Annotated in this window: 19 protein-coding genes; 16 read left to right on the forward strand and 3 right to left on the reverse strand. The window is 71.6% G+C overall.

Features of this window, described 5'->3' with window-relative positions:
- Positions 1-68 precede the first annotated feature (68 nt).
- Positions 69-929 (reverse strand): LLM class flavin-dependent oxidoreductase, encoded by an 861-nt coding sequence (locus FB554_RS02905; protein ID WP_142004555.1) that lies wholly within the window; start codon positions 927-929, stop codon positions 69-71.
- A 204-nt stretch (positions 930-1,133) separates the two neighbouring features.
- Between FB554_RS02905 and rpmE the strand changes: the two genes are divergently transcribed.
- The 3 genes from rpmE (at position 1,134) to prmC (ending at position 3,620) form a co-directional block, all read left to right on the forward strand.
- Complete coding sequence (rpmE, locus tag FB554_RS02910) at positions 1,134-1,349, forward strand: 50S ribosomal protein L31 (protein ID WP_142004556.1); 216 nt, start codon at positions 1,134-1,136, stop codon at positions 1,347-1,349.
- Positions 1,350-1,455: 106 nt separating this feature from the next.
- Complete coding sequence (gene prfA / locus FB554_RS02915) at positions 1,456-2,538, forward strand: peptide chain release factor 1 (protein ID WP_142004557.1); 1,083 nt, start codon at positions 1,456-1,458, stop codon at positions 2,536-2,538.
- Between the two features lie 248 nt (positions 2,539-2,786).
- A complete protein-coding gene (prmC, locus tag FB554_RS02920; protein WP_420809469.1) occupies positions 2,787-3,620 on the forward strand; it encodes a peptide chain release factor N(5)-glutamine methyltransferase in 834 nt (277 codons plus the stop codon).
- Positions 3,621-3,722: 102 nt separating this feature from the next.
- On the opposite strand, the gene FB554_RS17030 is transcribed toward prmC, so the two are convergent.
- Together FB554_RS17030 and FB554_RS02925 are read right to left on the reverse strand one after the other, a co-directional pair.
- Positions 3,723-3,896, reverse strand: a complete 174-nt coding sequence (locus FB554_RS17030; protein ID WP_170206763.1) for a hypothetical protein — start codon at positions 3,894-3,896, stop codon at positions 3,723-3,725.
- A 126-nt stretch (positions 3,897-4,022) separates the two neighbouring features.
- Positions 4,023-4,595, reverse strand: a complete 573-nt coding sequence (locus FB554_RS02925) for a pentapeptide repeat-containing protein (protein ID WP_236022240.1) — start codon at positions 4,593-4,595, stop codon at positions 4,023-4,025.
- A gap of 49 nt (positions 4,596-4,644) precedes the next feature.
- Between FB554_RS02925 and FB554_RS02930 the strand changes: the two genes are divergently transcribed.
- From FB554_RS02930 to atpD, 13 genes are all read left to right on the forward strand, one after another.
- Complete coding sequence (locus tag FB554_RS02930; protein ID WP_236022241.1) at positions 4,645-5,481, forward strand: hypothetical protein; 837 nt, start codon at positions 4,645-4,647, stop codon at positions 5,479-5,481.
- A 9-nt stretch (positions 5,482-5,490) separates the two neighbouring features.
- Positions 5,491-6,411 (forward strand): L-threonylcarbamoyladenylate synthase, encoded by a 921-nt coding sequence (locus FB554_RS02935; RefSeq protein WP_142004559.1) that lies wholly within the window; start codon positions 5,491-5,493, stop codon positions 6,409-6,411.
- Between the two features lie 4 nt (positions 6,412-6,415).
- Positions 6,416-7,702: a serine hydroxymethyltransferase gene (locus FB554_RS02940; protein WP_142004560.1), complete on the forward strand. Its 1,287-nt coding sequence runs from the start codon at positions 6,416-6,418 to the stop codon at positions 7,700-7,702.
- A gap of 7 nt (positions 7,703-7,709) precedes the next feature.
- A complete protein-coding gene (locus tag FB554_RS02945; RefSeq protein WP_142004561.1) occupies positions 7,710-8,810 on the forward strand; it encodes an MraY family glycosyltransferase in 1,101 nt (366 codons plus the stop codon).
- 63 nt (positions 8,811-8,873) lie between these two features.
- The gene (locus FB554_RS02950; RefSeq protein ID WP_142004562.1) at positions 8,874-9,320 is read left to right on the forward strand and encodes a hypothetical protein; all 447 of its coding nucleotides are present in this window, start codon (positions 8,874-8,876) and stop codon (positions 9,318-9,320) included.
- Positions 9,317-9,610, forward strand: a complete 294-nt coding sequence (locus FB554_RS02955) for an AtpZ/AtpI family protein (protein ID WP_142004563.1) — start codon at positions 9,317-9,319, stop codon at positions 9,608-9,610. Before FB554_RS02950 ends, FB554_RS02955 begins: the two co-directional genes overlap by 4 nt.
- A gap of 48 nt (positions 9,611-9,658) precedes the next feature.
- Positions 9,659-10,489 carry a F0F1 ATP synthase subunit A gene (atpB, locus tag FB554_RS02960; RefSeq protein ID WP_236022242.1) on the forward strand — a complete coding sequence of 277 codons (831 nt, stop codon included), beginning with the start codon at positions 9,659-9,661 and terminating at the stop codon, positions 10,487-10,489.
- A 107-nt stretch (positions 10,490-10,596) separates the two neighbouring features.
- Positions 10,597-10,812, forward strand: a complete 216-nt coding sequence (locus FB554_RS02965) for an ATP synthase subunit c family protein (protein WP_142004564.1) — start codon at positions 10,597-10,599, stop codon at positions 10,810-10,812.
- A gap of 55 nt (positions 10,813-10,867) precedes the next feature.
- On the forward strand, positions 10,868-11,506 hold the full coding sequence (locus tag FB554_RS02970; RefSeq protein WP_142004565.1) for a F0F1 ATP synthase subunit B: 639 nt from the start codon (positions 10,868-10,870) through the stop codon (positions 11,504-11,506).
- On the forward strand, positions 11,507-12,316 hold the full coding sequence (locus tag FB554_RS02975) for a F0F1 ATP synthase subunit delta (protein ID WP_142004566.1): 810 nt from the start codon (positions 11,507-11,509) through the stop codon (positions 12,314-12,316).
- 83 nt (positions 12,317-12,399) lie between these two features.
- Entirely contained in the window at positions 12,400-14,031 is a 1,632-nt protein-coding gene (gene atpA / locus FB554_RS02980) for a F0F1 ATP synthase subunit alpha (protein ID WP_142004567.1), read from the forward strand.
- Between the two features lie 35 nt (positions 14,032-14,066).
- The gene (locus FB554_RS02985; RefSeq protein ID WP_142004568.1) at positions 14,067-14,969 is read left to right on the forward strand and encodes a F0F1 ATP synthase subunit gamma; all 903 of its coding nucleotides are present in this window, start codon (positions 14,067-14,069) and stop codon (positions 14,967-14,969) included.
- Positions 14,970-14,995: 26 nt separating this feature from the next.
- Positions 14,996-16,459, forward strand: a complete 1,464-nt coding sequence (atpD, locus tag FB554_RS02990; RefSeq protein ID WP_142004569.1) for a F0F1 ATP synthase subunit beta — start codon at positions 14,996-14,998, stop codon at positions 16,457-16,459.
- The last annotated feature ends 67 nt before the right edge of the window (positions 16,460-16,526 follow it).

Raw genomic sequence — 16,526 nt, forward strand, 5'->3', positions numbered from 1 at the left:
GCCACTGCGCACACCCGCGTGGGGGGGTTGTCGCGCGAGACTCCCACCAGCCGCAGCGACCCGGAGGATCAGCGGGGCGGCCCGGCGGCGACCCGGCGGCGCAGCTCCTCGACCCCGGCGGGGGTGCCGGGCACGTCCCACCACGACTCAACCCACCAGGTCGCACCCGCCTCGGCCCAGCCGGACGGGTCGTGGGTGTCGCCGAAGTCGCCGTGGCTGTCGCCCTCGACGACGACGTCGTAGCCCTCCCACGGCAGCCCGTCCGCCTCGCGCAGCGCCCGCACCCGGTCGACGATCTCGCCCAGCGCGGCGGGGTCGAGGTTGCTGTGGCCCGGCTCGGCGTCACCGCCGACGACCGCGGGGAAGATGCCCTGCCAGCGGGCGGCGCGCTCGAGCGAGGGCTGCCGCTCGCGACCGCGCACCAGCGCCCCGACCGCCCAGACCGGCGGGTGGGGCCGCTGCGCGGTGGGTGGTGGACCGCCCGGCTCGAGCTCGCCGGTGAGGTCGAGCTGGTAGTGCGCACCGGTGTGCGAGAACTTCTCGCCGGCCGACAGCCGCGACCAGATCGCCAGGCACTCGTCGAGCAGCTCGGCCCGCTCCTTGCGCGGCGTCTCGCCCTCGAACGCGGTCCAGTTGGTGTTGAGCGCCCCCAGCCCGACCCCGAGCGTGACTCGTCCGCCGGAGAGCCGGTCGACCGACCCGGTCAGCGCCGCGAGGTCCCACGGTCGGTAGCGCGCGGCCGGCGTGACCACCGTGCCGAGCCGGATGCGCTCGGTCGCCACCGCGGCCGCGCCCAGCTGCACCCAGGCGTCCTGCCGCCACACCCCCTCCCAGCTGAGCACCGCGTCCCACCCGGCCTGCTCGCCCAGCCGGGCCAGCTCGACGAACTCGGTCTCGCTGGCGAACGGCACCACGAATCCATGTCTCATGCCCGGACGCTATGCCCGGCCACCGACAGCCCGCTCGATCCTGGGGGAGATGGGGCGCCGCAGCCCTGGCGCAGCTGGGAATGTCCGGCGCCGGACGCTCGTTTAGGCGTACGTCTGCCGCTCTGGCAGACTTGACCGCTGGTCACCGGTTCACGCCTGGCACAAGCCGGGCGACCCGGAGACGTCGACAGCAAGGAGACCCCCGTGAAGAAGGACCTTCACCCCACGTACGCCGAGACCACGGTGACCTGCACCTGTGGCGCGACGTTCACCACCCGCAGCACTGCCGAGAGCGGCCGCATCCACGCCGAGGTCTGCTCCCAGTGCCACCCGTTCTACACCGGCAAGCAGAAGATCCTCGACACCGGTGGTCGGGTCGCTCGCTTCCAGGAGCGCTACGGCAAGAAGGCCGCCAAGTAGCTCCCGCGCACGCCGGTCTCGCCCTCGACGGGCGGGGCCGGCGTTCGTCGTCTCCTGACCCGCCCACGCCCGTACGCCTCGGGCCCCTCGTGAAAGGACCGGCACCGTGCTGGAGTCTGCCGAGTCCGTCGTCGCGGAGTACGCCGACCTCGAGCGAGCGCTCGCCGACCCGGCGGTGCACGCCGACCCGGCGGCGCTGCGCCGGCTGAACAAGCGCTATGCCGCGCTCGGGCCCACGGTGACCGCCTTCCGCACCTGGCGCGCCGCGCAGGACGACCTGGCCGCGGCCCGCGAGCTCGCGAGCGAGGACGCGTCGTTCGCCGCGGAGGTGCCGGCGCTGGAGCAGGCCGAGCACGACGCGGCCGAGCGGCTGCGCACCCTGCTGCTGCCCCGCGACGAGGACGACGACCGCGACGTGCTGCTGGAGGTCAAGGCGGGGGCCGGGGGCGCCGAGGCGGCGCTGTTCGCCTCCGACCTGGTGCGGATGTACCTGCGCCACGCCGAGCGCGCGGGGTGGCGGGCCGAGATCGTCGACGCGACCGAGTCCGACCTGGGCGGCTACACCGACGTGCGGCTGTCGGTGCAGGCCAAGGGCACGCCCGAGCCGGGCACCGCGCCGTGGGCGCGGCTGAAGTACGAGGGCGGGGTGCACCGGGTGCAGCGGGTGCCGGTCACCGAGTCGCAGGGGCGCATCCACACCTCCGCCGCCGCGGTGCTGGTCACGCCCGACCTGGAGGACGCCGAGGACGACGTCGTCGAGCTGGCCCCGAACGACCTGAAGATCGACGTTTACCGCAGCTCCGGGCCCGGTGGTCAGTCGGTCAACACCACCGACTCGGCCGTGCGCATCACCCACCTGCCCACCGGCGTGGTCGTCAGCTGCCAGAACGAGAAGTCGCAGCTGCAGAACAAGGAGTCGGCGCTGCGCGTGCTGCGGGCGCGGCTGCGGCAGATGCAGATCGATGAGCGCGAGGCGCAGGCCGCCGAGGCTCGGCGCTCGCAGGTGCGCACCATGGACCGCAGCGAGCGGATCCGCACCTACAACTTCCCCGAGAACCGCATCGCCGACCACCGCACGGGCTACAAGGCCTACAACCTCGACGCCGTGCTCGACGGCGACCTGGGCGCGGTGATCGACTCGGCGGTGGCGGCGGACGAGGCAGCGCGGCTGGCGGCGGTCGGCGAGTGAGCGGCGAGGAGCGCGCAGCGCAGGTTGCGGGCGACGAAGGAGCACGCGGCCGGAGCGGAGTGCGACCGAGCGCGACAGAAGGTGTGAGCGGCGAGGAGCGCGCAGCGCAGGTTGCGGGCGACGAAGGAGCACGCGGCCGGAGCGGAGTGCGACCGAGCGCGACAGAAGGCGTGACCGGGGACCCAGCACGCTGGTCGAGTAGCGGCGAGGCGCTAGCCGAGCCGCGTATCGAGACCCCCCGCAGCACGATCCGGGCGGTGGCGGGGCGGCTGCGGGCGGCGGGGGTGGCCTCGCCGGAGTCCGACGCCGCGCTGCTGCTGACGCACGCGTGGGGTCGAGCCGCCGCTGACGTACGTCGGGCTGACCTGCTGGGGGAGACGCCGCCGGAGCCGGTGGTCGAGCGGCTCGAGGGGCTGGTGGCCGCGCGGGTGCAGCGCATCCCGCTGCAGCACCTGACCGGCCGGGCGCCGTTCCGCGACCTGGAGCTGCAGGTGGGGCCGGGGGTGTTCGTGCCGCGCCCGGAGACGGAGATGCTGGTCGACCTCGCGGCGGCCGGGCTGCCGCAGGGTGGCCGCGTCGTCGACCTGTGCACCGGGTCCGGCGCCATCGCGCTGGCGCTCGCGGCCGAACGGCCCGACGCCGTGGTGGCGGCGGTCGAGCTGGACCCGCTGGCGCGCGCCTGGGCCGACCGCAACCGCGCGACGCTGGGGCTCGACCTCGACCTGAGGTCGGGGGCTGCGCAGGACGCCTTCCCCGAGCTGGAGGGTGAGGTGGACGTCGTGGTGAGCAACCCGCCGTACATCCCCGTCGGCATGGAGCCGGTCGATCCGGAGGTGCGCGACCACGACCCGGCGGTGGCGCTCTACGGCGGCAGCGACGACGGGCTGCGCATCCCGCTCGAGGTCGCGGCGCGGGCGCGGGCGCTGCTGCGCCCCGGGGGACTGCTCGTGATGGAGCATGCCGACGTGCAGGGCGCGACCCTGCCGGCTCAGCTCGTGCGGCAGGGCTGGGTCGAGGTGCACGACCACGACGACCTCACCGGCCGTCCCCGGGCGGTCACCGCCCGAGCCCCGCAGGCGTGAGGCGGCCGGGCCTGCGTCACCCAGCCGGGTCCGGCGGACGGCGCTCTCGAGTGGTCACTTGTTGCGGGTGCGAGTCGCGCGGCACCAGCAACGAGTGACCACTCAACCGCCGTGCTGACGTACGTCCTCGCGGACCTGCGGTTGCACGTGCGGCGTGGGGGAGGCGGCCTCGGCCGGGGCCGGGAGCGAGGTCAGCCCCACACCCACCCCGGCGGCGAGCACCGCCACCGCACCCATGACCCGCAGCTGGGCCTTGCGGTCGTCGTTCTTGTTCATCGGTCCACCTCGTGCCATGAGTGACGGACGCTGGAGACCTACTGTGCGCTCCCGCGCTGTCGGAGTGCTGGAGGCGCGCTGCGACCGATCTGTGGGGCTGGGCCCGGCGGGGCCGGCCCGGGCGGCTCACGCCGGGCTGACCACCACGCCCGCGAGGTCCTCGACGATGGCACCGGCCTGGGCGGGGGTGATGAGGGCGCCGCGCAGCGCGCGCAGCCGCGGGACGTCGCACGGACCGAGGTCGGCGCCGCGCAGGTCGGCGCCCTCGAGCTGGGCGTCGGTGAGGTCGGCGTCGCGCAGGTCGCACCCGTCGAAGATCGCCCAGCGCAGGTCGGCGGCCCGCAGCACCGCCTCGGCCAGGCGGCACCCGGTGAGGTCGGCGTGGGGGAGCGGGACGCCGATCAGGTTGGCGGCGAACAGGTTGCAGCGCTCGAGGCGGAACCCGAGGCCGCCCACCCGCTCGAACCGGGCGCCCATCAACCGGCAGCCGGTGAAGACGGTCTCGGCGAGCCGCGCCCCGGTGAGGTCGACGCCGTCCATCGCGCAGTCGACGAAGGCGATCTCGGACAGGTCGGCGTCGCGCAGGCGCAGCTCGCGCAGGTCGCAGCGCACGAACGTCAGCGGCCCGCGCGCCTCGGCCACTGCCGCGAGCACCGCGGCCGGGTCGTCGAACGTCTCGTCCTGGTGCTCCCTGCGCATGCGGTGCAGCATGGCAGCCGCCGCCGACTACGCTCGGGGTCGTTCGCTGATGGACGACGAAGGGGTGGAAGTCATGGGCTTCCTGGACCGACTGTTCGGACGAGACAAGACCGGCCCGAGCCACCAGGCTCCCGGGCCCCAGCCCGGCTGGCAGCAGCCGGCCGGTCAGCCGCCGGCGGGTGGCGCCGTGCCGCCCGGCCAGCAGCCGCCGCCCCCGGGTTACGGCGCCCCGCAGCCGGGTTACGCCGCCCCCCAGCCGGGCGCGCCGCAGCCCGGTCAGCAGCAGACCGAGGACGAGCAGGCCGTCCAGCGCTACGAGTACCTCCTGCGCACGGCCCCGCCCGAGAAGCTCGAGCAGGCGCACGAGCAGGCGTTCGCCCAGCTGACGCCGGCCCAGCGCCAGCAGGTCCTGAACAAGCTGGCCCAGGCCAACCCCGACGAGACCCCGCGCGACGACAGCCCGCAGTCCCTCGCGCGCAGCGCGACGCGCATCGAGATGCAGCGCCCGGGCACCCTGCGCAACGCCTTCGGCGGCCCCGGCGGCGGTCAGCTGCGCGGCGGCATGGGCGGCGCCGGTCTCGGCATGGGCGGGCTGCTGCTCGGCACCGTCGCGGGCGCCTTCGTCGGCACCGCGATCGCGAACGAGCTGTTCAACGACATGGACGCCCAGGGCGAGCTGGCCGACGGCGCCGACCCGGGTGCCGAGGGTGGCGACCAGGGCGGCGACGCGGGTGACCCCGGCGCCGACCAGGGCGGCGACCTCGGCGGCGAGGCGGGCGTCGACCAGGCCGGCGACTTCGGCGGTGGCGACTTCGGCGGTGGCGACTTCGGTGGCGGTGACTTCGGCGGTGGAGACTTCGGTGGCGGTTTCGACGGTGGCTTCTGAGGTGACTCGTTGACCCGGGTCTTCGACTGCAGCGACGAGACGCAGCGCGCCGAGGGGATCGAGGCCGCACGGGCGGCCCTCCTCGAGGGGCGCCTCGTCGTGCTGCCCACCGACACGGTGTACGGCCTCGCCGCCGACGCCTTCGACGTCGCCGGCGTCTCGATGATCTTCGAGGCCAAGGGTCGCGGGCGCGACATGCCGCCGCCGGTGCTCGTGCCCAACCCGCGCACGGTCGACGGGCTCGCGATGGCGATGCCGTCGTACGCCAAGCGGCTGGTCAAGGAGCTGTGGCCCGGCGCCCTCACCATCGTGGTGCGCTCCCAGCAGTCGCTGTCGTGGGACCTCGGCGACACCAACGGCACCGTCGGGCTGCGGATGCCCGACGACGAGCTGACCCTGACCCTGCTGGCCGAGACGGGGCCGCTCGCGGTCAGCAGCGCCAACCGCACCGGCGAGCCCGCGGCCCGCACCGCGACCGAGGCGGGGTTCATGCTCGGCCCCTACGTCGACGTCTACCTCGACGACGGCGAGCGCTCCGGCGGGGTGCCGTCCACGATCGTCGACTGCACCAAGCCCGACCCCGTCGTGCTGCGCGAGGGGGCGATCAGCATCGAGCGCATCCGCGAGGTGCTCGGCGAGGGCATGCACCTGGTGGTGCCGCCGCGCCCCGAGCCGGCCGCGGCCGAGCCCGGTCCCGACCCGGACGCCCCGGTGCACTCCTCGGCCGACGTGCCCGAGGGGGAGGAGGGCTCGCTCGGCCAGCACTGGCACGACTCCGAGACCGGAGCGACCTACGCCGAGACCGACGCCCAGGCCGACGACGACCCGAACTGGTCCTACGGCGACGACGTGCCGCACGTCGCGCAGCGGCCGGTCCCGCCGCCCGAACCCGCGCACGACCCGCAGTCCCCGACCCCGAACGAACGGTGAGCAGATGACCACGCCCTTCTACGGCCCCGACTACTCCGAGCTGCAGCAGTTCGACCCGGAGATCGCCGACGTGCTCGTCGACGAGCTCGAGCGCATCCGCGGCGGGCTGCAGCTGATCGCCAGCGAGAACATGTCGAGCCCGTCCGTCATCACCGCGCTCGGCTCGACGCTCACGAACAAGTACGCCGAGGGTTACCCCGGCCGCCGCTACTACGGCGGGTGCGAGGTCGTCGACGTCGCCGAGAACCTCGCGATCGAGCGGTGCAAGGCGCTGTTCGACGCCGACCACGCCAACGTGCAGCCGCACTCCGGCGCCAGCGCCAACCAGGCGGTCTACGGCGCGTTCATGAAGCCCGGCGAGACGCTGCTCGCGATGGCGCTGCCGATGGGCGGCCACCTGACCCACGGCACCAAGGTCTCCTTCTCCGGCAAGTGGTTCGACGCCGTGCACTACGGCGTCGACAAGGAGACCGAGAACATCGACTACGACGAGGTCGAGCGCCTGGCCAAGGAGCACCGGCCCAAGGTCATCTGCGCCGGCGGCTCGGCGATCCCGCGGCTGATCGACTTCGAGTTCTTCCGCAACCTCGCCGACGAGGTCGGTGCGATCTTCTGGGTCGACGCCGCGCACTTCATCGGTCTGGTGGCCGGCAAGGCGATCCCCTCGCCGGTGCCGTACGCCGACGTCGTCACCTTCACCACGCACAAGGTGCTGCGCGGCCCGCGCTCCGGTGCGCTGGTCTGCCGCGAGGAGCACGCCAAGGCGCTCGACAAGGCCGTCTTCCCGATGATGCAGGGCGGCCCGCAGATGCACACCGTCGCCGCGAAGGCGGTGAACTTCAAGGAGTGCGCCTCGCCGGAGTACGCCGACTACGCCAAGCAGGTCATCGCCAACGCCCAGCAGCTGGCGACCTCGTTGGGGGACAAGGGCATCCGCCCGACCACCGGCGGCACCGACACCCACCTGTCGCTGCACGACCTGCAGGGCATCGGGGTCACCGGCGCCGAGGCCGAGGAGCGCGCCGACGCGGCCGGCATCGTGCTCAACAAGAACGCCATCCCGTTCGACCCGCAGAAGCCCAACGTCGCCTCGGGCATCCGGGTCGGCGCTCCGTGCGTCACGACCCAGGGCATGGGCACCGAGGAGATGAAGACCATCGCCGAGCTCATCCACACGGCGATCACCGAGGGCGACGGCACCCGCGAGCACCCGGCCGCGGTCAAGGTCCGCGGCGAGGTGACCGACCTGGTCACCCGGTTCCCGGCGTACCCGCACTCGGCGCAGGTCTGACCGATCCGTGCGGGAGTACGTCCTCGTCTGCCTGGTCGTCACGGTCGTGACGTTCCTGGCGACGCCGTTCGCCCGGTGGATCGCGGTGCGGTTCGACGCGATCACCCCGGTGCGCGGTCGGGACGTGCACACCGTGCCGATCCCGCGGCTGGGAGGTCTCGCGATGCTGGCCGGCCTGGTGGCCGGCCTCGCGGTGGCCTCCCAGCTGCCGTTCCTGTCCCAGCTGTTCCGGGTCGAGGACGGTCAGGGACCCAAGCTCGCCGGCGTCCTGGTGGGCGCCGTCCTGATCTGCGCGCTCGGGGTCATCGACGACCTTCGCGGTCTCGACGCGCTCACCAAGTTCGCCGGGCAGATGCTCGCCGGCGGGCTCATGGCCTTCTCCGGAGTGCAGCTGATCAGCCTGCCGATCGACGGGCGCACCATCCTGCCGCAGCCGATCCTGGTCGTCCTCACCGTCTTCATCGTCGTGGCCACCACCAACGCGGTGAACTTCGTCGACGGGCTCGACGGGCTGGCCGCGGGCGTGGTCGGCATCGCGGGCCTGACCTTCTTCATCTGGGCCTACTTCCAGCCGCGCTTCGACCCGCCCAACGTGTTCTCGGTGGCGGCGCTGCTGAGCGCGGTGCTGGTCGGGTGCTGCCTCGGCTTCCTGCCGCACAACTTCTTCCCCGCGCGCCTGTTCATGGGCGACTCGGGGGCGCTGCTGCTCGGGCTGCTGCTGTCGGCGGCGACGATCAGCTTCACCGGCGACTACGACCCCGCCATCGCCGAGGTCTCGACGGCGGTGTCGTGGTGGCTGCCGATCGCGCTGCCCGTGGCGATCCTGCTGCTGCCGGTGGTCGACATCCTGCTGGCCTTCCGCCGGCGCGGCCGCAACTTCACCCGCCCCGACGCCAAGCACCTGCACCACAAGATGCTGCGCATCGGCCACACCCACCGCCGCGCGGTGCTGATCCTGTACGCCTGGTCGTTCTCGATCGCGGTCGGAGTCCTGTCCTTCTCCTACACCGCCGTGCCGGTGGCCACGAGCATCCTCGCGGTGCTGCTCGCCGGCTCGCTCGTGCTGACCTGGGGAGTGCCCCGGTGGCTCGACCAGCACCGCTTGTGATAACTTTCACAAGCACGTCCGGCCACCCGCCGGGCCGGCCCTGACCCCGATGGAGAGCCCGTCATGAGCCCCCGCCGCACCCGCTCGTCGGAGACATCCGACCCGGGTCGTCGCATGCTCGTCGGTGGCTCGGTGCCCGCGCTCGTCGCCGCGGCGGCCCTCGCGCTGGTCGGCGCCGTGATCTCCGGAGCCCCCGCCGCGCTCGGCGCGCTCGCCGGGGGAGTGCTCGCCGCGGCGTTCTTCGGCGGCGGGCTGCTCGCGCTCGACCACATCCTGCGCGCCTGGGCGCCCGGCCTGGCGCTGCCGTCCGCGCTGATCGTCTACTTCTGCCAGCTGCTGCTGATGGTGGCCGCCGGCCTCGCGGTCGCGGCCCTGCCAGGGCTCGACCGGACGTACGTCGGGCTCGGGGTGCTGGTCGCCACGCTCGCCTGGATGGGCGGCCAGCTGCGCTCGTTCGTCACGGCCCGGGTGCTGGTCTCCGACGCGCCCCTGCCGAAGGCGGCCCGATGAGCGAGCCGCGCAAGGGTTCGGCCTACCGGCCCACCGAGCCCTCGTCCGACCTGCTGGCCGCGCACGCCACCGCCACCCTGGTCACCGGACCGGCGATGTTCGCCGGGATCGGCTGGCTCGTGGACCGCTGGCTCGGCACCGGACCGTGGCTGCTGCTGGTGGGTCTGCTCGGCGGGATGGCGCTGTCGTTGTACTCCCTGTACGTCCGGTACGGTACGTCAGGACAACCGAGCGCCTCCCCCGGGAAGCCGCGGTCCGCCGAGCGACCGGAACGACCCGATGGGTCCTGAGGCCCCCGTCTTCCGCACCCCGTTGATGACCCTGATCGAGGAGAACTTGTGAGCCTCAGCGCACTGAGCGCCCAGGCCGTCGCGGCCCTTCCTGCAGCCGACGACGGCAGCGGACGGACGGGTCACTTCCCGCCGTCGCCCGAGAGCTTCTGGCTCCCGCTCGTGTCGGTCGGTCCGGTGGCGATCACCCGAATCATGGTCATCGCCCTGATCTCGATGCTGGCGCTCGCCGGCTGGCTGCTGTGGTCGACCAAGAACGCCACGGTCGTCCCGAGCAAGAAGCAGTGGGTGACCGAGCAGGCCTACTCCTTCGTGCGCGGCGGCATCGCCGAGGACTCCATCGGCTCGCGCGAGTTCATCAAGTACGTCCCGCTCCTGTTCAGCCTGTTCCTGTTCATCCTGCTGAACAACCTGATGGGCATCATCCCGCCGTTCCAGATCCCGACGATGTCGCGCATCGGCTTCCCGATCGCGCTGACCGCGATCGTCTACGTCGTCTACCACTGGATCGGCATCAAGAAGCACGGCGGCCTCGTCGGCTACGTGAAGTGGATGATCCCCCCGGGCATCCCCGGCTGGCTGCTCCCGCTGATCGCCTTCCTGGAGCTGATGACCTTCTTCATCACCCGCCCGCTGACCCTGGCGCTGCGACTGTTCGGCAACATGTTCGCCGGTCACATGCTGCTGCTGGTGTTCATCGTCGGCGGTGTCGAGCTGTTCCTCGCCGACAGCATCGCCCTCAAGCTCGTCGCGATCCCCGCCTGGCTGATGGCCGTTGTCATGACCGCCTTCGAGGCGCTGATCCAGTTCCTGCAGGCCTACGTCTTCACCCTGCTGGCCGCCTCCTACATCGGCGGCGCGCTGGCGGACGACCACTGATCTTGCCGGTCCCCCCGGTGCACGGCCACAACTGAACACGCAAGACGAACGCCCTGGGTGCACGCTGCGCCCGGGACACACCGAGAAACGAAAGAGGAACAACCCCCATGGGTTCTGTCACGGGTTCCATCTCCCTGGTCGGCTACGGCCTCGCCGCCATCGGCCCCGCCATCGCCGTGGGTCTGATCTTCGCCGCCTACATCAACGGCGTTGCGCGCCAGCCGGAGTCGGCCAACATGCTGCGCCCGATCGCCATCCTGGGCTTCGCGCTCGCCGAGGCGCTCGCGATCTTCGGTCTGGTGCTCTTCTTCATCAACAACTAGGACCGACACGTGCCGCGCACCATGGGTGTGCCGCGGTTGATGAGGGAGAACCATCATGTTCGTTGAGACCGCAGTGAGAAGCGGGCTCGTGCAGGCCGAGCAGACCGACGAGCCGAGTGCCTCGCTGCCGATCCTGCCGTACTGGCCCGAGCTGGTCTTCGGCCTGGTGGTCTTCGGGATCTTCTACTGGATCGTGAAGACCAAGGTCGTGCCGCGCCTCGAAGAGGTCTACGCCGAGCGCACCGCCGCCATCGAGGGCGGCATGGAGCAGGCCGAGGCCGCTCAGCAGCAGGCCGAGGAGGCCAAGGCCAAGTACGAGGCGCAGCTCAAGGAGGCCCACGCCGAGGCGGGGCGCATCCGTGAGGACGCCCGCGCGCAGGGTGCGCAGATCGTCGCCGAGGCCCGCAACCAGGCGGGCGTCGAGGCGCAGCGCATCACCGAGTCGGCGCAGAAGTCGATCGAGGCCGAGCGTCAGCAGGCCGCCGTCTCGCTGCGCAGCGACGTGGGTCGCATCTCGACCGACCTCGCCAGCCGCATCGTCGGTGAGTCGCTGCAGGACGAGACGCGTCAGCGCGGCATCGTCGAGCGCTTCCTCGCCGAGCTCGGGGCCGGCGACGTGACGCCCGAGAAGGTCGGTGGCCAGCAGGCCGCGGCCCCGCAGGGTGGCGCGACGCGGCAGGGGAGCGAGTCCTAGATGGACGGCTCGTCCCGCGGAGCACTCAAGGCCGGGCGCGACCAGCTCGCGCAGCAGCTCGGGCAGACCGATGCCAAGCAGCTGGCCGACGACCTGTTCTTCGTCGGCCGCACGCTCGACAGCAGCGCGGCGCTGCGCCGCGCGCTGGTCGACCCCTCTCGTGACACCGATGCCAAGCGTCAGCTCGGCGCCCGGCTGTTCGAGGGCAAGGTCGGCGACGCGGCCCTGCAGGTCCTCGGCTCGCTCGTCGGCCAGCGCTGGTCGGCCGAGCGGGACATGTCCGACGCCCTCGACCTGCTGGGCGCCGAGGCGGTCACCGCCGCGGCCGAGCAGGCCGGTCGTCTGGGGCAGGTCGAGCAGGAGCTGTTCCAGGTCGAGCGCCTCGTGGCCGGCACCCCCGAGCTGCGTGACGCCCTGACCAACCGTCAGCGCGGCGGGCAGGACAAGGCCGACCTCGTGGGTCGGCTGCTCGACGGCAAGGCCGCACCGGAGACGGTGCAGCTGGCCCGGCTGGCGGCGTTCAACCCGCGCGGGCAGCGGTTCGACCAGGCGATCGAGCGTTACCAGGGCGTGGCCGCGCAGCGGCGCGAGCAGCTGGTGGCGCTGGTGACCGTGGCCAAGCCGCTGAGCCCCGACCTGGCCGAGCGCCTGGAGCAGGCGCTCTCCCGGACGTACTCCAAGCCGGTGCAGCTCAACGTGGTCATCGACCCCGACGTGGTCGGCGGCCTGCGCGTGCAGGTCGGCGACGAGGTCATCGACGGCACGGTGGCGCGCCGCCTCGACGACGCCCGACGGGCGCTGGCCGGCTGAGCCGGCGGGCGACCCGCACCCCACAACTGCAGCAGACAGACCACACCTCGGGACCACCGGTCCCGGCCATGAAGGAGTAGATGATGACGGAGCTCTCGATCCGTCCGGAGGAGATCCGCGACGCGCTGGACGGCTATGTCCAGTCGTACGAGCCGGGCACCGCCTCGCGCGAAGAGGTGGGCCGCGTGGTCGACGCCAGCGACGGCATCGCCCACGTCGAGGGTCTGCCCTCGGCGATGACCAACGAGCTGCTGCAGTTCGAGGACGGCACCCTCGGCATTGCGCTGAACCTCGACGTGCACGACATCGGTGTCGTCATCCTCGGCGAGTTCGGCGGCATCGAGGAGGGCCAGGAGGTCAAGCGGACCGGCGAGGTGCTCTCGGTGCCCGTCGGCGACGCGTTCCTCGGCCGGGTCGTCGACCCGCTGGGCCAGCCGATCGACGGCCTGGGCGACATCCAGTCCGACACCCGCCGCGAGCTCGAGCTGCAGGCGCCCAACGTGGTGTCGCGCAAGTCGGTGCACCAGCCGCTGATGACCGGCATCAAGGCGATCGACTCGATGACCCCGATCGGTCGCGGTCAGCGTCAGCTGATCATCGGCGACCGCAAGACCGGCAAGACGACGATCGCCACCGACACGATCATCAACCAGAAGCAGAACTGGGAGACCGGCGACCCGGAGAAGCAGGTCCGCTGCATCTACGTCGCCGTCGGCCAGAAGAACTCCACCGTCGCCGAGGTCAAGGGCACGCTGGAGGAGGCGGGCGCGATGGAGTACACCACCATCGTCAACGCCCCCGCGGGCGACCCGGCCGGCTTCAAGTACCTCGCGCCGTTCACCGGCTCGGCCATCGGCCAGCACTGGATGTACGACGGCAAGCACGTGCTCATCGTGTTCGACGACCTGTCCAAGCAGGCCGAGGCCTACCGCGCGATGTCGCTGCTGCTGCGCCGCCCGCCGGGCCGCGAGGCCTACCCGGGTGACGTGTTCTACCTGCACTCGCGGCTGCTGGAGCGCTGCGCCAAGCTGAACGACGAGCTGGGCGCCGGCTCGATGACCGGCCTGCCGATCATCGAGACCAAGGCCGGCGACGTGTCGGCGTACATCCCGACCAACGTCATCTCGATCACCGACGGCCAGATCTTCCTGCAGGCCGACCTGTTCAACTCCAACCAGCGCCCCGCGGTCGACGTGGGTGTGTCGGTGTCGCGAGTCGGCGGTGCGGCCATGACCAAGGCCATGAAGGCGGTCACCGGCTCGATCAAGGTCGACCTCGCGCAGTACCGCGAGATGCAGGCGTTCGCCATGTTCGCCTCCGACCTCGACGCGGCCTCGCGCCACCAGCTGGCGCGCGGTGAGCGGCTGATGGCGATGTTCAAGCAGCCGCAGAACGACCCCTTCCCCATGGAGGAGCAGGTCGTCACGATCTGGGCCGGCACCACCGGCAAGTTCGACGACGTCCCGGTCGACGACGTGCAGCGGTTCGAGTCGGAGTGGCTCGACTTCCTGCGGCACAACGACTCGGGGCTGCTCGACGCGATCCGCGAGACCACCAAGCTCGACGACGACGGCAAGAACAAGCTGGAAGAGCACATGAAGGCCTTCAAGCAGCAGTTCCAGCCGACCGAGGACCGCGGTGGTGAGGGCTCGGAGCGGCACGACGAGATCACCCAGGACCAGATCGACCAGGCCAAGATCGTCAAGCAGGGCTGACGCCCCGCAGGCTGCAACGTTAAGGAGAGTGCCCGATGGCAGGGCAGCAGCGGATCTACCGCCAGCGCATCCGCTCGGTCCAGGCGACCAAGAAGATCACCCGCGCGATGGAGCTCATCGCTGCCTCGCGCGTGGTGAAGGCGCGACAGGCGGTGGAGCGTTCCACGCCGTACGCCCTCGCGCTCACTCGCGCGTGCTCGGCGGTGGCGAGCTACTCCGACACCGAGCACCTGCTGACGACCGAGCGGGAGAGCCCGCGCCGAGCGGCGGTGCTGATCTGCACCAGCGACCGCGGCCTGGCCGGGTCCTACTCGGTCAACGCGATCAAGAAGAGCGCCGAGCTGATCGAGCGACTGCAGAACGAGGGCAAGGAGGTCGTCCCCTACCTCGTCGGCCGCAAGGCGGTGAGCTACTACAAGTTCCGCCGCCGCGACTACGCCGCCGAGTGGTCCGGGTTCACCGACTCGCCCCGGTTCGAGGACGCCAAGGAGATCGGTGAGCGCCTCGTCGAGGAGTTCACCAAGGGCTCCGACGAGGGCGGTGTCGACGAGGTCCACGTCGTCTACACCCAGTTCCGCTCGATGGTGACCCAGGAGCCGCGCGACCTGCGGCTGCTGCCGCTGGAGGTCGTCTCGGCCGACGAGGCCGGCGAGGAGCAGGTGCACGGCCCGCTGCCGCTGTACGACTTCGAGCCGAACCCGGCCGAGGTGCTCGACGCGCTGCTGCCGAAATACATCACGGCGCGGATCTACAACTGCCTGCTGCAGTCGGCGGCCTCCGAGCTCGCCGCCCGTCAGCGGGCGATGAAGTCGGCGACCGACAACGCCGAGGACCTCATCCGCACCTACACCCGTCTCGCCAACCAGGCCCGCCAGGCGGAGATCACCCAGGAGATCTCCGAGATCGTCGGTGGCGCCAGCGCGCTCGCCGAGGCCTGACCCGGAAGTAAAGGAAGCACAGGACAATGACTGCAACCACCGCAGCCCCGCAGCAGGAGCAGAGCTCCCCGGGTGGCGTCGGTCGCGTCGCCCGGGTCATCGGCCCGGTCGTCGACGTGGAGTTCTCCGGCGACTCGATGCCCGACATCTACAACCTGCTGACCACCGACGTCCAGATCGAGGGCGACGAGCCCAAGCGCATCAACCTCGAGGTCGCCCAGCACGTCGGCGACAACATGGTGCGCGCCATCTCGCTGCAGCCGACCGACGGTCTCGTCCGCGGCGCCCAGGTGCAGGACACCGGCGGCCCGATCACCGTGCCCGTCGGTGACGTCACCCTCGGCAAGGTCTTCAACGCGACCGGCGACTGCCTCAACCTCGAGCCGGGCGAGACGCTCGACGTCACCGAGCGCTGGGGCATCCACCGCAAGGCCCCGGCCTTCGACGCGCTGGAGTCCAAGACCCAGATGTTCGAGACCGGCATCAAGGTCATCGACCTGCTCACGCCGTACGTCCAGGGCGGCAAGATCGGTCTGTTCGGCGGTGCGGGTGTCGGCAAGACCGTGCTGATCCAGGAGATGATCGCCCGCGTCGCGCGCGACCACGGTGGTGTGTCGGTGTTCGCCGGTGTCGGCGAGCGCACCCGTGAGGGCAACGACCTGATGGTCGAGATGGACGAGGCCGGCGTGCTCCCGCAGACCGCGCTGGTGTTCGGCCAGATGGACGAGCCGCCGGGCACCCGCCTGCGGGTCGCGCTGTCGGCGCTCACGATGGCGGAGTACTTCCGCGACGTGCAGAACCAGGACGTGCTGCTGTTCATCGACAACATCTTCCGGTTCACCCAGGCCGGCTCGGAGGTCTCGACGCTGCTCGGCCGCATGCCGTCGGCCGTGGGCTACCAGCCGACCCTGGCCGACGAGATGGGCGTGCTGCAGGAGCGGATCACCTCGACGCGCGGTCACTCGATCACCTCGATGCAGGCGATCTACGTGCCCGCCGACGACTACACCGACCCGGCGCCGGCCACGACGTTCGCCCACCTCGACGCGACCACCGAGCTCTCGCGTGACATCGCCTCGATGGGCATCTACCCCGCCGTGGACCCGCTGACGTCGACCTCGCGCATCCTGGACCCGCGCTACATCTCCAAGGAGCACTACGACACCGCGGTGCGCATCAAGGGGATCCTGCAGCGCAACAAGGAGCTGCAGGACATCATCGCGATCCTCGGCATCGACGAGCTCTCCGAGGAGGACAAGATCCTCGTCAACCGGGCCCGTCGCATCCAGCGCTTCCTGTCGCAGAACACCTACGTCGCCAAGCAGTTCACCGGCATCGAGGGCTCGACCGTGCCGCTGGCCGACACGATCGAGGCGTTCACCAAGATCGCCGACGGCGACTACGACCACGTCCCGGAGCAGGCGTTCTTCATGTGCGGTGGCCTCGACGACGTCGAGCGCAAGGCCAAGGAGCTCGAGCAGAACGGCTGAGCCCGCTCGCCTCGCGACGCACGCAGGATGCACCCTCCCGACCCGCTCGGGAGGGTGCATTCATGTC

The organism is Barrientosiimonas humi (assembly GCF_006716095.1).
GTDB lineage: Bacteria > Actinomycetota > Actinomycetes > Actinomycetales > Dermatophilaceae > Barrientosiimonas > Barrientosiimonas humi.